Here is a 15,741-nt window from a genome sequence, read left to right as displayed (position 1 = left end):
GTAAATGCTGGCTTGCACGGACCACAAATTAGGGAGGAGTGTGACTAAATGTAAATTTCGAAACGTGCAATCTACGATTGCTCGCAGAAGGGGTTGTGGACGCTTTTTGGCGCTGGCTACTGTTGGTGGTTTTTGCGCTTTTCAGCAGTGGCGCCAGGGGCTCGCATTTGCCCCTCGGCGCGCGAACCGATTCAGCTGGCGGCGCATTCCTGCACCAATTGGCGCAGCCAGCGATGCACCTGGTCGTTGTTCACCCGTGGGTGCCAGGCCTGGCAAAACTCGCCGCCAGGTGTCTCCACCGGCAGGGTGAAGATGTGCAGCGGCAGTAGCGGCAGCGACCATTCGACGAAGCGCCGGGGGATCACCGCGATCATCTCCGAGGAGCTGGCCAGTTGCATGGCCGCCTGGAAGCCCGGCACCACCAACGGCACCTTGCGTTGCAGGCCAAGCTTCTCCAGCTCGAGGTCGAGCGGCCCGCGGGTGCGGCCGCGGCGCGACACCGACAGGTGCGGGAAGGCCACCAGGTCCTCGGCGCTGACCCTGTCCTGGCGGGCGAGGGGGTGCTGGTTGTTGACCACGCCGACGAAGGTGTCGATGTATAGCCGCTGTTTATAGACCTCAGGCCCCAGCGGGCCGGCGATGCCGATGTCGAGGTCGATCAGGCCGTCGCGCAGGGCGGCGACATCCTCGTTGCCCTGGGCCATGAAACTCAGGGTCACGTGAGGGGCCTGTTGCGCGACGCGTTGGCTCAGGCGCAGGGCCCAGGCACCGGTAAAGCCATCCTCGGTGCGCAGGGTGAATACTCGCTTTACCGTGCCCAGGTCGAGCTTCTGTTTGGTGCCCAGCACGTGGCGCGCTTCTTCGAGCAAATTATGCACCTGGGGCGCCAGCTCCAGTGCCAGCGGCGTGGGTACCAGGCGCCGTCCGGCAAGCACGAACAGTGGGTCGCCCATGGCCTCGCGCAGGTTCGACAGGCGTCGGCTCATGGCCGGGATGCTCAGGTTCATGCGTTCGGCGGCGCCGGTGACGCTGCCTTCGCGCAGCATCGAATCGAAGGTCAGCAGCAGGTTCAGGTCAGGCAGGTTCATTTCGCAGTCCTTTGCAAAAAATGCAAGTCTAGTCTCTGGTTATTGCAATTTTCAATATGCATCACGCTACCTAACATCCCATTGCAACCCAACCCGCCAAGGATGTTGTGATGGAATCCTCTCATTCGCTTCAGCAGGGGCTGGCGATCTGCCTGCTGCTGGCGCTGCCAGGCTGCGTCAGCCCCGGGCACAGCCCCGAACCGCCCAAACCCTTGTCACCGGAGCAGCTCGAAGCTGGCCGGGACATCGACCATGTCGCGACCCAACCCTCGTCGCCTTTGGACGACCGCTGGTGGCAGCGGTTCAACGACAGTGACCTCGACCGCCTGCTGGCCACTGCCCTGGACACGGCGCCGAGCCTTGCGATCGCCAGTGCGCGTATCGATCGGGCGCAAGCCGAGGCCGGCATCACCCTGGCCAACACCCGGCCGAACCTGTCGGCCATGACCCAGATCCTGCGTAGCCAGGATTCGCAGCATTACAAGACCGGCGCCGACGAGGCCGGGGTCTGGCACACCGATGGCCAGGCGCTGCTGCAGGGGCGCTACAACCTTGACCTGTGGGGCCTGAACCGCGCCTTGAACGAGGCGGCGGTAGGCAGCCTGCGTGCCGCCCAGGCCGATCAGGCGGTGGCGCGCCTGGCACTCAGTGGCAGCTTGGTGGAAACCTGGTTCGCCCTTGCTGGTGTGCTTGAACAGCAAGCGATCGTCGAGCAGACCCTGGAACAACGCCGCAGCATCCTGCGCCTGAGCCAGGACCGGCTGAAGTCCGGCCTGGGCACCCAGGTCGACGTCGTCCGCGCCCGTGGGCCGATCCCGCTGCTCGAAGCCGAGCAGGCACGCTTGCAAGGCGCCGCCCGTGGCTATCAGTTGCGCCTGGCCGCCTTGGCCGGCAAAGGTCCGGGCTGGGGCGAGCAATGGCGGCCACGCATCAGCGATCCGCGGCGCAGCGTGACCCTGCCCAGCCACTTGCCGGCCGAGCTTATCGGCAGCCGGCCCGATGTGGTCGCCCAGCGCTGGCGTGTCGAGGCCCAGGGCAAGCGCATCGGCGCGGCGCGCGCGGCGTTCTATCCGAACATCGACTTGCTCGCATTCGCCGGCTTCCAGAGTTTCAGTTTCCAGAACCTGTTCCACCACGACAGCCGCACCTATGGCGTGGGACCGGCGGTGACCTTGCCGATCTTCGATGCCGGGCGCCTGCGCAGCCAATACCAGGCGCAGCAGGCCGGTTATGCCGAGGCCGTCGCCAGCTACAACCAGACCCTGGTCAACGCCCTGGGCGAGGTGGCCGGGCATGTCTCGCAACTGCGCGCCATCGAAGGCCAGCGGCTGAAGACCGTGCAAGGGCTGGATGAAGCGGAGCAGGTCTACGACCTGGAAAACCTGCGCTACCGGCAAAGCCTCACCGACTTCCTGCATGTGCTGGATGCCCAGACCCGAGTGCTCGATACGCGCATGCAGCTGGTGCAGTTGAAAACCGCCGCACTGCAGAACCATGCCGGCCTGCTGCGCGCCCTCGGCGGCGGCTGGAAAGAATCCGATCAGAACCCTACTACGCTCGCAGGAGTCTCCCATGAGTGACGCCACCCAAACCCCAGCCCCGGCGCCGGCCAAGTCGCGCCGTGGCCTGATTTTCCTGCTCATCGCCCTGGTCGCGGTGGCCGCGGCCGTCGTCGTTGGCCTGTGGTACTGGCTGTATGGGCGCCTCTACGAGAGCACCGACAACGCCTATGTGCGCGGCGACGTGGTGCTGATCTCGGCCCAGGTGCGCGGCACCGCCACCGCGGTGAACATCCAGAACACCGACACGGTCAAGGCCGGTGACGCCCTGGTCGAAATCGACCCGGCCGACGCGCGCCTGAGCCTGGATGCCGCCACCCACCAATTGGCCCTGACCGTGCGCACGGTCAACAGCCTGTACGCCGAGGAAAACGACCTGGCCGCCCAGGTCAAACTGCGCCAGGCCGAAGCCAATCGGGCCAACCAGGATTTGCAACGGCGTCGTTCGGTGATCGCCCAGGGCGGTGTGTCCGGCGAGGACCTGCACCATGCCGAGGAGGCCGCGCAGATCGCCCAGTCCGGCCTACGTGCGGCCGAGGCCAAGCTGGTGGCGCTACAGGCGCGGATCCAGGGCACCACGGTAGAGAACCACCCTCAGGTGGCCGCCGCTGCCGAGCGGGTACGCGAAGCCTATCTGGCGCTGGCACGGACCAAGGTGCCGGCACCGGTCGATGGCCTGATCACCAAGCGTGCCGTGCAAGTGGGCCAGCACATCGAGCCGGGCACCGTGCTGATGGGCCTGGTGCCGCTGGACAAGGTCTGGGTCGAAGCCAACTTCAAGGAATCGCAGCTGGGCCAGATCAAGGTCGGTCAGCGGGTCGAGCTGTTTGCCGACCTGTATGGCGAAAGCGTGGTTTATCACGGCCGTATCCAGGGGATCGAGGCCGGCAGCGGCGCGGCGTTCGCCACCATTCCGGCGCAGAACGCCACCGGTAACTGGATCAAGGTGGTGCAACGGGTCCCGGTGCGCATTGCCCTGGATCGCGACGAGGTGCTGCGCCACCCGCTGCGCATCGGTTTGTCGATGACCGCCAAGGCGACCCTGGGTGAGCCGGACGCACCGGCGCCCAGCAGCGTGCAGGACAACACCGAAGTCTACGGCAGTGTCGGCAGCGGCAGCGATGCCCTGGTGAACAGGATCATCGCCGAGAACCTGCAGGCCTCGAAGCTGAGCGTGTCGAGGAACGATCGATGAGCAGCGCCAAGCGTCCCATCGAGCCGCTCAGTGGCGGCACGCTGGTGCTCGGCGCGCTGGCGATCGGCATGGCCAACTTCATGATGGTGCTCGACACCACCATCGCCAACGTCGCGGTGCCGACCATTTCCGGCAACCTCGGTGTGGCCCCGGACCAGGGCACCTGGGTGCTGACCTCGTTCAGCATCTCCCTGGCCATCGGCCTGCCGCTGACCGGCTGGCTGGCCCAGCGTTTCGGCCAGGTCAAACTGTTCCTCAGCGCGGTGGTGCTATTCGTGCTGGCGTCGGTGTGCTGCGGCCTGGCGCCGAACCTGACCTCGCTGTTGGTCTTCCGAGTGTTCCAGGGCGCCGTCTGCGGCCCCCTGGCGCCGCTGTCCCAGGCGCTGCTGGTGGCGATCTTCCCACCGGCGCGGCGTACCACGGCGCTGGTGGTGTGGTCGATGACCACCTTCCTCGGGCCGGTCTGCGGCCCGATCCTTGGTGGCTACCTGACCGACAACATCAGTTGGCCGTGGATCTTCTATATAAATGTGCCGGTCGGCATTTTCATCCTGCTGGCCCTCGGCCAGGTGCTGAGCGGTCGCGACAACCCTACCCGCAAGTTGCCGGTGGACGTGGTCGGCCTGCTGCTGCTGATGGTCGCGGTTGGCTCGCTGCAGATCCTGCTCGACAAGGGCCAGGACCTGGACTGGTTCGCTTCCACGCCGATTCGTACGCTGGGGGTGATCACCGTGCTGGGCTTCGCCTCGCTGATCACCTGGGAGCTGACCGCGCAGCACCCGATTCTCGACCTGCGCCTGTTCAAGGAGCGCAACTACGCCATCGGCACGCTGTGCGTGAGCCTGGGCTTTGCCCTGTACTTCGCCTCGTTGGTGCTGGTGCCGCTGTGGTTGCAGACCGAAATGGGCTACACCGCGACCTGGGCCGGCATCGCCACCGCGCCGCTGGGTATTGCCGGGGTGGCGCTGGCGCCCTTCATCGGTCGCATGATGCAACACACCGATGCGCGGGTGCTGGCGAGCATGGCCTTCATCTGCTGGATCGGCGCGTCGCTGTGGCGCATGCATTTCGAAACCAACCTGGACATCGCCTTCATCGGCTGGAACTCGGTGCTGATGGGCGCCGGAACGGCGTTCCTGTTCACCCCGCTGGTGGCCATTTCGTTGTCGCGCCTGCCTCCGGAGAAGATCCCGGCGGCCCTGGGCCTGCAGAACGCCCTGCGCATGACCGGCGCCAGCTTTGCGGTGTCCCTCGGCCCGGCCTTCTGGGACCACCGCGCGCGCCAGCACCAGGTGGAACTGGCCGAGCGGATGACCCCGTTCGACCACTGGAGCGCCCAGGCCCAGGACAACCTCGGCCAGCTCGGGCTGTCGGCCCAGGGCGCCCTGGAGTCGCTGGGCCGCACCATCGACCGGCAGGCACACATGCTGGCCCTGAACGATTTCTCCCTGGCCAGCGCCTGGCTGTTCTGCGCGGTGCTGGCGATTGTCTGGATGGCCCGCTCACCCAAGGCGAAAGCCAAGTAAACCTGGAGTCTTCATGCTCGAATTTCGCAAAAAAATGAAATACAACCTCGAAGTCACCGATATCCGTGATGTCACGCCGCTGGTGCGGCGTGTCACCTTGAAGGGCGACCTGTTTGCCGAGGTGCCACCTTGCCAGGCGGGGCAATGGCTGAAGTTGTTCCTGCCCAGCGGTGGCAGCCAAGTGACCCGCGCCTACACCATCCGCCGGCATTTTCCGCAATCGGCCCGGGTCGAGGTCGACTTCGTGCGCCATGACCATGGCCCTGCGGGACGTTGGGTGGAGCGGGCCTGGGTCGGTGAGCAGATTGGCTGCTCGGCCCTGCGCGGCGGCTTCCAGCCCCAGGACGATGCCGAGTGGATGCTGCTGGCCGCCGATGAGACTGGCACCCCGGCGGTGATGAGTATTCTCGAGAGCCTGTCGCCGCGCGACCGCGCACTGGTGGTGCTGGAGGCGGCAAGCCTGAGTGAACTGCAGGCGGTGGATTCGCTGGCCACGGTCAATTGCGAGTGGTACTTCCGTGATGAGCACCCGGCCGGCAGCAACTTGTTGCTCGAAGGTATCAAGCGTTTGCAGCTACCCTCGGGGATCGGCCAGTTCTGGATTGCCAGCGAGGCGCAGGCGGTCAACGAGGTGCGTGACTACCTCACCGAAACCTGCTCGATACAGCGCCGCCTGGTGCGCGGCAAGGGCTACTGGATGCGCGGCGTCGCCGACCATCGCGACCGCGATTGAGTGCACGTTCGCCTTGCGCTGCCGGGCAGCGCAAGGCCCTCGGGCCCTAGCAGGGCTGCAGCCTGGGCTCGGCCAGGCGTTCGAAATGCAGGCGCTCGGCCGCCAGGCCGTAATCCTTCAGCGCCCCTCCCACCGTCTCGACCATGGCCTGCGGGCCGCACAGGAACGCCGCGTCGAGCCGGCTGACGTCGATCCATTCACGGAACAGCGTGTCGCACATGGCCAGGTCCAGGCGCCCGGACGGCAGACCGTTGTCGTTGCTTTCCCGGCTGAACAACAGGATCAGTTCCAGGCGTTGCCCATACAGGGCCTGCAGCGCGGCCAGGCGTTCGCCGAACAGCAGGCTGGCGCGGTCGCGGTTGCCATAGACCAAGGTAAAGCGGCTGTCGTTGTCGTTTTCCAGGGTGGTCTTGATGATCGGCAGCAACGCGGTGATGCCGCTGCCCGAGGCCATGCCCAGGCAATGGTGGACCGGGGCTTGTGGCTCGGGGCGATAGGACGAACCTGCCGGTGGCATGACCAGCAGGGTGTCGCCCACGCTCAATTGGGTATTGGCATAGCTGGAGAAACGGCCTTGCGGCACATGCCGGATCGCCACCCGCAACTCGCCGTCGTCAGGGGCGCTGAAAATCGAATACGAACGTCTTACCGGCTCACCTTGCAACTGGGCTTCGAGCTGCAGGTACTGCCCTTGCTGGAAGCGGTAGGTCGCGCTCAGGTGCGCGGGTACGGTGAAGGCGATCGACACGGTGTCGGCGCTTTCGCGGCGGATATCGGCGACTTGCAGCGGGTGCATGACGGTCATGGCGCGGGTCCTGTTCAGGCGCTCTGGCGCAGGGGCTTGGCCTCGGGGCCGGCGAGGCGTTCGAGGCGGCGCATGCTGTGGCTGGTGCCTGGCAGCAAGCGGCCGATCTCGCCGGTACGGTAGCGGATCATCGGCAGCGCTTCGCGGCTCAGGGTGGTCAGCACCACCTCGCCGAACTGGCCATCGGGCAGTGGCGTGCCGCTGTCGGGGTCGATGATCTCGGGGTAGAAGTGGTCTTCCCACAGCGTGATGCCATCACCTGATTCCAGGCATTCCATGCCGATGCCCGGGTCCATCAGCGCCGATACGCCGTACAAGGCCAAGGTCTGGACGCCCAGGCGGCGCTCAAGCTCGTGGCGCAGGCTGGTGCTGCATGGTTGCGGGCCGAGCAGCACGGTGCGCAGCGACAGGCCCGGCAGGCTGACGCCCTGGCGCTCCAGCTCCGGCGCCAGGGCCAATAGTTGTGCGGGGCTTGCCACCAGTATTTGCGGCTGGAAGTCGCATAGCAGGCGCACCTGTTCATAGGCTTCGCGCGCGGCCAGGGGGATCAGTGCGCAGTGCAGGCGTTCAGCGCCCAGTTGCAGGCCGGCACTGGCGCCGTCCAGGCTGCCGAGCGCGTACAGGCGATCACCGGCATGGGCGCCGGCAACGCGCAGTGACCGTGCGACCAGCGTCGCCCAGACCTCCTGGTCGTTGCGTGTGTAGCCAATGAGTGGTGAGCGGGCGCTGCCGTCGTGGCAGGCTTGCAGGCGTACCACTTGCCGTGGGGAAACGGCGAACAGCGAGAACGGGTAGTGGTGGTGTAGCTCGGCGTTGCCGATGAAGGGAAAGCGGGCGAGGTCTTCCAACTGCTGGAACTGCTCGGGGTGCAGGCCCATGGCTTCGAACTGCTGGCGGTACCAGGGCACGTTGCGCCAGGCGTGTTTCAGCGACCAGCGTAGGCGTCGCAGTTGCACGTCGCGCAGTTGTTCGAGGCTGCAGGTTTCCAGGGTGTCGCGCTGGGGTTGGGTGAGCGGGCGTTGTTCAAAGGCAATGACATCGAGGCGTGTGTTGGCGTTCATCTTCCAAGTCCGTTTGGTAGGCCGACCATCAGGCTTGCATGCTATGCCGGGGTAGGGGGGATGGCTACTCGCATTGCCCGGCCCGGCGTTGACCGGGTGCGATCCTGTTCCCGGCCTACTGGCTCGCGTCCGCGGCGCCTGCTTCGTCGACCAGGCGACGCGGTGACTGGCCGGAGTGACGCGATTCAGCGATTCAGGCGCCGCGCATCGAACGCATCGCGGGCCTGGTAGGCGCTGTAGGTGGCCTGCGCGGCCAGCATCCCGGCCAGCCCATAGGTGCGCTCCAGGCCGAAGCGGGCAAACCCTTGGGGCACCGGCAGTCGCCGGGCGATGGCATCGGCCAGCACCTCGCCGGCCACGGTGGTGGGCGCCATGCCATGCCCACCAAAGCCGACGGCGTGCCAGATGCCCTGTTCATCCTGGCCGATCTGGGCCATCTGGTGCCGACCGTAGCTCATCAATCCGCCCCAGGAGTACTCCAGTTGCACATCTTCAAGCTGTGGGTAGACGCTCGCCAGGTCGGCCTTGAGCAATTTGGCGATTGCCTGCGGCCCGCGGTCGAGGATGGAAATGCGCCCGCCCCAGAGGATTCGTGTGTCCTGCAGTGGGCGGTAGTAATCGAAGGCGAAGCGTGTGTCGTAGATCGCCGACTGGCAGGTAATCGCCTCTTGCAGGCGTTCACCCAGCGGCGGGGTGGTCACCACGTAGGTGGCGATCGGCAACACCGCGCGCTCGACCGGTGCGTGCACGCCGCGCGCATAGCCGCCGCCGGAAAACACCACGTCCTCGGCATGGACCTCGCCTTGTTCGGTGCGCACGATGTAGCCACCACCGGCTTTTCTCTCGATCCGAGTGACTGGCGAGTGCTCGAACAGAGTCACGCCGGCGTCGCTGGCGGCGCGAGCCACGCCACAGACGTATTTGAGCGGATGGAAGTGGAACGCGTTGCGCTCGAGCAGGCCGCCGTAATAGCGCCCGCTCTTGAGCTGCTCGCGTAATTCGCCAGGGGACAGGTAGGTCCAGTCCACGCCATAGGCCTCTTTCATCAATTGGCGGGGCTTGTCCAGGCGCGCGGGGTCGTTGAACCAGTTGGCGAGGATCACCCCCTGGTCGACCAGGTCGCAGTCGATGGCGTACTGGCGGGTGCGCTGGCGGATCAGGTCGACGGCATCGAGGGTCAGCTGGTAGAGGCGTCGGGCCTCGCTGGCGCCCAGGGTCGCCAGCAGCTCGGCGTTGCCCAGGCTGTAGCCGCCGAACACGAAGCCGCCATTGCGCCCCGAGGCGCCATGGCCGATGCGCTCGGCTTCGAGCAGGGTCACATCGCTCACGCCACGCTCGGCCAGCCCTAGGGCCGTGGACAGGCCAGCCAGGCCGCCACCGAGGATGCACACGCGGGTCGTGGTGCGGCCGGCCTGGGCAGGGTAGGCGGTACGCCGCACGGTTGCTTCGTAATAGGAGTCGAGGAAATGGCTGTTCATCATGATCCCGGGCAGTCAGGGGCGGACCGTTGCCGGTCCGCGCGGTGGTTCTCAGGCGGGTAGCTGGTTTGCCGTGGTGGTGCTGGCGTGGGTTTTCGCGGCCGTGTCGGCGTTTTTGCGGGTCTCGATGACGGAGAAATCCATGTCTTTGTAGCGCACGGTCCGCGAGCCGGTGAGCAGCTTGTGGCCCAGCCACATCAGCACGAACAGCACCAGGCCGACGTAGGTGGCGAGGGCGCCGATCCAGTCGATCTGCCCGCCGAGGAACGCCTGGTAGTTCTGCCCGAGCATCACCACCAGGCACAGGCCGAAGGCGAACAGTGGCCCGATCGGGAAGAACTTCGACACGTAGGGCAACCGGGCCAGGTCGTGGCCTTGGTGCAGGTAGCCACGGCGGAAGCGGTAGTGGCTGACGGCGATGCCCAGCCAGGCGATGAAGCCGAGCATGCCGGAGGTGTTGAGCAGCCACAGGTAGAGCTTGCCGGGGCTGAACAGGAAGCTCAGCAGGCACAGACCGGCCACCGCCGCGGTGGCCAGCAGCGCCCATACCGGGGTGCCGCTGCGGGTGAGCCGGGCGAAGATCGCCGGTGCCTTGCGTTCCAGGGCCAGGCTGTAGAGCATGCGCGAGGAGGCATACATGCCCGAGTTGCCGGCCGACAGCACCGAGGTGAGGATTACCGCGTTCATCACGGCGGCGGCGGCGAGCATGTCGGCCTTGGAGAAGATCAGGGTGAACGGGCTGATGGTGATGTCGGACAGGCCGTCCTTGAGCAGGCGCGGGTCGGTGTAGGGGATCAACAGGCCAATGACGATGATGGTGCACACGTAGAACAGCAGGATGCGCCAGAAGATCTGCCGCACTGCCTTGTGAATGTTGCGCCCGGGGTTTTCCGTCTCGCCCGCGGCAATGCCGACGAACTCGGTGCCCTGGAACGAGAAGCCGACGATCATCGCCACGCCGATCAGCGCCGGCAGGCCGCCGGCGATCGGTGCTTCGCCGAGCTGCCAGAGGTGGGCGCCGCCGTCCTGGCCGCCTTCGAGGATGCCCAGCAGCATCAGCACGCCGACGATGATGAAGACGATGATGGTCACCACCTTGATCAGGGCGAACCAGAATTCGGCCTCGCCGAAGAAGCGTACCGAGGCGACGTTGAGGGCGAACAGCAAGCCCAGGAATGCCGCGCTCCAGATTACCCCGGGGGTGTCGGGGAACCAGTACGTCATGATGATCTGCACCGCCACCAGGTCCACGGCGATGGTCACGGCCCAGGCGTACCAGTAGTTCCAGCCGAGGGCGAAGCCGAAGCTTTCTTCCACGTAGCGCGAGGCGTAGGTGGAGAACGAGCCGCTGACCGGCATGCAAGCGGCCAGTTCGCCGAGGCTGGTCATCAGGAAATACACCATCAGCCCGATCACCGCGAACGACAGCAAGGCGCCGCCCGGGCCGGACTGGGCGATGGTGGCGCCGGAGGAAACGAACAGCCCGGTCCCGATCGATCCGCCGATGGCGATCATGTTCAGGTGGCGGCTGGTCAGGGTGCGCTTGAGGTGGCCTGAGGAGGGCGGTGCGGCAGGCGAACTTGTGGTGTTGTTGGAAAGGGTCATGGGCAACCTATTTGATCTGCATTCAAGTGAGTTGTTGTTCTTGTTGTGTTCCTTCCACTTGCAGTTGTAGCGACGCACAGCGCGTGCGCGGACGCACGTTGGCCGATGGCTGCTCCACGGCCATGGCGGTCACGATTGCATTGATGGAAATCAGTATTGGCCTTGAAAGGCGCGGGGAACAAACGAGCATTACTCGTTACATCATTCCCTTTTGGAATGACATCATTCGTCATTTTGATAGGTTGGAACTGTGGCAAAAGTGCCTTTTGACGTTGATTCTTTCTTTTGTTCGCCGTTTTTATAGGTGGGTGTCGATGCACAATGACGATTGTCTTCGTCTATTTGTAGTGGCATGAGTACGGCGTATTTGCATTGCCAGAAAAAAAATCATCCTTCAATGCGCTGCATAAAAAAGCCGATACCTGGATGTCCAGGTATCGGCTGCAGGGGGGTTGGGGGGAGAGGGGCGGTTTCAGCCTTCGCCGGGGCGAGCGACATCGCTGCTGGCGGTGCGTTGTTCCTTGTCAGCGTTGGCGCCGGGCAGCTTGTCGAATTCGTGCAGCCCGTTCTTTGCGTACGGGTCACCGATCCAGCGCGGGCTGGCGCTGAATTGCGGGCTGACCAGGCTCTTGGCGGGCTCGAAGTGGTCGTAGCTCAGGCCTGCCAGGTCGGACAAGGTGTGGATCAGGTGCGCGCTGCTGTAGGGGCGGTTGGCCATGGCCTGCAAATCGCGAGGGTGGGCCGCTTGCCAGCTGGGCGAGGTCCACAGCAGGAAGGGGATGGTGTACATCGGCCGGGTCGGGTCGGCCTCGTTGCGCCCCAGGCGGTCATGCTTGCCGGAGCTGTAGACATCCTCGCCATGGTCGGAGAGGTAGAGCAGGAAGCCGTTCGGCGTGGTGGCCGAATAGCGCTTGATCAGGTCCGAGACGATAAAGTCGTTGTAGCGCACCGCGTTGTCGTAGAAGTTGTAGGTTTCCACCTGGTCGGGCGACAGGGCCGCCGGCGCGCCGACGTTGTCCTTGAAGTGCTCGAACTGCGCCGGGTAGCGGTAGCGGTAATCCATGTGGGTGCCGAGCAGGTGAACGATGATCAGCTTCTTCTGCGCCGGGTCGCGCAGCGCCTTGTCGAAGGGCTCGAGCACCACGCTGTCGAACTGGCTGGCGTTCTGGCTGCGCTGGTTGTTCAGGTACACCGGCACGTCCGTCTGCTGGGAGAAGGTGGTGAGCATGGTGTTGCGCTTGGTCATGGTCTGTTGGTTGGTGATCCAGAACGTCTTGTAGCCGGCCTGTTTCATCAGGTTGATCAGCGACGGGTCGGTGAGGAAGCGGTCAGGGTGCTGCTCGTCGCCGAAAGTGAGGATCTGCTGCATGACTTCGATGGTGTACGGGCGTGGCGACACGACATTGCGAAACACGGTCAGGCTGTTGTCGCGGGCGGCGAGGGCATCGAGGTTTGGCGTGGTATCGCGGCCATAGCCATACAGGTGCATGTGCTCGCGGGTGGTGGATTCGCCGAGTACCAGCACCAGGGTGCGTGGTGCGTCGCCGCTGTTGTCCTTGAGGTTCTGCAGTGGTGGCAGGGCGGCGTTCTGGTTCAGCAATGCCTGCATGTTGTCGAGCTGCTCGCGGTATTGCCGGTAGCCGACCAGCAGTTGCCAGGGCACTGCCGCGGCCATGCGTTGTTCGACCTTTTCCTGGGCTTCGGCGAAGCTGCGTTGCTGGGAGACCATCTGTTTGTAGAAGGGGTAGCCCAGGGTCGCGGTCACCAGCAGCAGGGCCAGTGGGATGCGGCTGTACAGGGGCAGGCTGACCGGGCGCAGGCGTTTCCACAGGAGTACGGCGACCAGGCTGTAGAGCAGCAGTGCCAGGCATAGCCAGACGCTGAAGTACTGGCTGAAGTATTCCCCGGCTTCGGCGGTGTTGGATTCGAACATCACGAAGATGACGCTTTGCGAGAATTCCTGGTGGTAGATGCCGAAGTAGCTGAGGCCGACCAGTGAGCAGGCCCACAGCACCAGGCCGATCAGCGCGGCCAGGGGGCGGGTCAGGCGTGGTAGCAGCAATACCGGGGCCAGCCACAGGCTGCTGAGGAAGAAGGCATCGCGAAAGCCGGCGAAGCCGGTGGTGCCGCTGAGCATCAGCAGGGCTTGGGTGACGCCGGAGAAATACCAGAAAAACAGCAGAAGCCAGCCGAGGGCGGCCCAGTCGGTGGATGTACGGGTGGGGGGAGTTGTGCGGGACACGTGCGCCTCAGAAAGCCAGTTGCTTGCCGGATCGGTTGGGAGGCGACGCTAAAGCGCGGGGCGTGAAAAGATCGTCAACAAATCATGAAAGTCCCGGAGAGGGTGATGGGGAGGGGAATGATTATTTTTACTTTTGGTGTTTTGTTTGTCTTTGAGTACGGGATAAATCAGGCAGTATGAGTTTTGCATGTAGAAATTCTTGATCTTGATCTTGATCTTGATTTTGATCTTGCTTCTAAGTGCGCGATAGTTCAGGCGCCGCCAATTGCGACTTCAGGAGGCCGAGCGGAGTTCTTGCGGAGGGAGGTGACGGGCATGGATGCCCGTCAAGCGCTGCGCCCCAGGATGGGGCGTTCAGCGCGGTCCTCCCGGGAGCAAGAACGGAGCGAGGGGACCCCGGAGCGAAGCGTAGGGGCCGGATGAATGGAGCGAGGATTTTTTGGTGACTTTTTGATCCTTCAAAAAGTTACCCGCCGTAAGGGCGGAAAGGTGACTATGCGTCGCCATCGCCAATGAATGAGCGTATAACTTTCAAGACCCACGCTTTGAAAGTCAAAGTCAAAGTCAAAGTCAAAGTCAAAGTCGGTCGGTGTGGGTTTATACAGATGTAAGCGCATTCATTTGCTATGTCGACGCATAGTCACCTTTTCGCCCTTACGTGAACTGACCCCCGAAAGTTGGACGCCTGACCCCAAGCGGAGGGTGTTCCATGACGAAATACGACCTAGCGCTCAAGCAAGCACTCATCGAGGAGTGTCTTTCTGCCCGGAGTGTTCATGAGGTGGCACTGAGGCATAGCCTGAGTGCATCGCTGCTGCGCCGTTGGATAAAGGGCTATGAGCAACACGGTGCTGCAGGTCTGGCTACCAAGTACAGCCACTACGACGCCCAGTTCAAGTTGAAGGTTTTGCAGTGCATCGAGCAAGACGGACTGTCAGCCCAGCAAGCCTGCATACAGTTTGATATTCGTGGCCCGAGTAGCATCAGGCAATGGAAAAGGTTGTACGATGAAGGCGGACTAGAAGCACTTCACCCGCATCGTGCCCGAGAATCCAGTATGCCCCGCAAAGCATCAGAACAACCCAACGTAAGCCCTGCTAAGCCTGCAGATGCTGAGTTGACACCTAAGCAAATGCTCGAAGAGCTGGAGTATTTACGTGCGGAGAATGCCTATCTAAAAAAGCTCGATGCCTTGATCCAAGCGGATCCACGCACTGCGCAACCAAGAAAGCGCAGGCTGTCCAAGGATTGAGGCATGAACATCGACTGGCTCTGCTGTTACGTGCTGCAGGGCTGGCACGCAGTACCTTCTATTACCAAAGCAAAGCCTTGGTGGCCGACAAGCATGCGGCCCTCAAAGAACGCATCAAGAGTGTCTATCACAGGCATAAGGGGCGGTACGGCTATCGCCGCATCACCGCCGTGCTTGGGTGCCATGGCGAGGTGATCAATCACAAGAAGGTGCAGCGGTTGATGCAGTTAATGGATCTGAAATCGCTGGTAAAAGTGAAGAAATATCGCTCCTACCGAGGTTCCGAAGGGCTTGTTGCATCTGATCTGCTCAAGCGTGAGTTCAAGGCGGAAGCCCCTAATCAGAAATGGGTAACCGATGTGACAGAGTTCAAGGTGAAAGGGCAGAAGCTGTTTCTTTCGCCTGTGATGGACCTGTACAACGGCGAAATTCTTGCCTATCAGATCAATCCGCGCCCTGAGTTCAAGATGGTGTCGGCGATGTTGGAGCAAGCTTTCGAGCGGCTGAACCCAGATGACAAACCGATATTGCACTCCGATCAGGGCTGGCAATACCGACAGCCCGCTTATCGACATATGCTGGGCAGAAAGAAAATACAACAGAGTATGTCGCGTAAGGGTAACTGCCTGGACAATGCCGCGATGGAAAGCTTCTTTGGCACACTCAAGAGCGAGTTTTTCTATTTGCAATCGTTTGAGAGTGTTGAACAACTGGCGTCAGGCCTTGAGGACTACATCGCCTACTACAACCAAGAGCGTATAAGTCTAAGACTGAATGGCTTGAGTCCGGTACAATTTCGGACCCAAGCGCTGAACCCATAGCGTACCCCGTCCAACTTTCGGGGGTCAGTTCAACGGCGAGTCACTTTTTGTCAAACGCGACAAAAAGTAACCAAAAAACGCTGCGCTCCATTCATCCGGCCCTCCGCTACGCTCCGGGTCCCCTCACTCCGGCCTTGCTCCCGGGAGGACCGCGCTGAACGCCCCATCCTGGGGCGCAGCGCTTGACGGGCATCCATGCCCGTCACCTCCCTCCGCAAGGCCTGCGTTCGGCCTCCTGAAGTCGCGAAGTTAGCGGCGGCGCCTGCACTGAGGCAGCTGTCGCTAGCCAGTGCGAGGTTAATCTTCCGATCAAGATCAAGATCAAGATCAAGTTCAAGATCAGCCCGGATTACGGGTAGGGTGGTGGAGGGACACT

Annotated in this window: 11 protein-coding genes; 5 read left to right on the top strand and 6 right to left on the bottom strand. The window is 63.3% G+C overall.

The annotated features are described in order from the left end of the window. Nucleotides 1-191 precede the first annotated feature (191 nt). Complete coding sequence (locus HU772_RS18350) at nt 192-1,088, bottom strand: LysR family transcriptional regulator (protein ID WP_186662391.1); 897 nt, start codon at nt 1,086-1,088, stop codon at nt 192-194. A gap of 110 nt (nt 1,089-1,198) precedes the next feature. On the opposite strand from HU772_RS18350, the gene HU772_RS18345 reads away from it, so the two are divergent. From HU772_RS18345 to HU772_RS18330, 4 genes are read left to right on the top strand one after another with little or no spacing between them, the layout of a single operon-like run. After that, nucleotides 1,199-2,668, top strand: coding sequence for an efflux transporter outer membrane subunit (locus tag HU772_RS18345; protein ID WP_186662392.1), 1,470 nt, complete (start codon nt 1,199-1,201; stop codon nt 2,666-2,668). Then, the gene (locus tag HU772_RS18340) at nt 2,661-3,842 is read left to right on the top strand and encodes an HlyD family secretion protein (protein ID WP_134689402.1); all 1,182 of its coding nucleotides are present in this window, start codon (nt 2,661-2,663) and stop codon (nt 3,840-3,842) included. Before HU772_RS18345 ends, HU772_RS18340 begins: the two co-directional genes overlap by 8 nt. After that, on the top strand, nt 3,839-5,368 hold the full coding sequence (locus HU772_RS18335; protein ID WP_186662393.1) for a DHA2 family efflux MFS transporter permease subunit: 1,530 nt from the start codon (nt 3,839-3,841) through the stop codon (nt 5,366-5,368). Before HU772_RS18340 ends, HU772_RS18335 begins: the two co-directional genes overlap by 4 nt. A 13-nt stretch (nt 5,369-5,381) precedes the next feature. Further along, nucleotides 5,382-6,101: a siderophore-interacting protein gene (locus HU772_RS18330; protein ID WP_186662394.1), complete on the top strand. Its 720-nt coding sequence runs from the start codon at nt 5,382-5,384 to the stop codon at nt 6,099-6,101. 46 nt (nt 6,102-6,147) lie between these two features. Here the strand turns inward: HU772_RS18330 and HU772_RS18325 are convergent, their stop codons facing one another. The 5 genes from HU772_RS18325 to HU772_RS18305 all read right to left on the bottom strand — a co-directional run bounded on the left by HU772_RS18325 (nt 6,148) and on the right by HU772_RS18305 (nt 13,292). Beyond that, nucleotides 6,148-6,906: an FAD-binding oxidoreductase gene (locus HU772_RS18325; protein ID WP_186662395.1), complete on the bottom strand. Its 759-nt coding sequence runs from the start codon at nt 6,904-6,906 to the stop codon at nt 6,148-6,150. Nucleotides 6,907-6,920: 14 nt separating this feature from the next. After that, nucleotides 6,921-7,967, bottom strand: a complete 1,047-nt coding sequence (locus tag HU772_RS18320; protein ID WP_186662396.1) for a phenylacetate--CoA ligase — start codon at nt 7,965-7,967, stop codon at nt 6,921-6,923. A gap of 185 nt (nt 7,968-8,152) precedes the next feature. Beyond that, a complete protein-coding gene (locus HU772_RS18315; RefSeq protein ID WP_225923051.1) occupies nt 8,153-9,448 on the bottom strand; it encodes an NAD(P)/FAD-dependent oxidoreductase in 1,296 nt (431 codons plus the stop codon). A gap of 48 nt (nt 9,449-9,496) precedes the next feature. Beyond that, nucleotides 9,497-11,050: an amino acid permease gene (locus HU772_RS18310; protein WP_186662397.1), complete on the bottom strand. Its 1,554-nt coding sequence runs from the start codon at nt 11,048-11,050 to the stop codon at nt 9,497-9,499. Nucleotides 11,051-11,522: 472 nt separating this feature from the next. Beyond that, nucleotides 11,523-13,292 (bottom strand): phosphoethanolamine transferase CptA, encoded by a 1,770-nt coding sequence (locus HU772_RS18305; RefSeq protein ID WP_186662398.1) that lies wholly within the window; start codon nt 13,290-13,292, stop codon nt 11,523-11,525. A 709-nt stretch (nt 13,293-14,001) separates the two neighbouring features. Here HU772_RS18305 and HU772_RS18300 point away from each other — a divergent pair. Next, nucleotides 14,002-15,365 (top strand): IS3 family transposase gene (locus tag HU772_RS18300; protein ID WP_437182400.1). Its coding sequence is split into 2 segments (ribosomal slippage): nt 14,002-14,467 and nt 14,467-15,365, totalling 1,365 coding nucleotides; the frame shifts between segments, so codons are not numbered across the junction. Nucleotides 15,366-15,741 lie beyond the last annotated feature (376 nt).

Source organism: Pseudomonas xantholysinigenes (genome assembly GCF_014268885.2).
GTDB lineage: Bacteria > Pseudomonadota > Gammaproteobacteria > Pseudomonadales > Pseudomonadaceae > Aquipseudomonas > Aquipseudomonas xantholysinigenes.
This window is presented reverse-complemented; position numbering and strand designations above follow the sequence as displayed.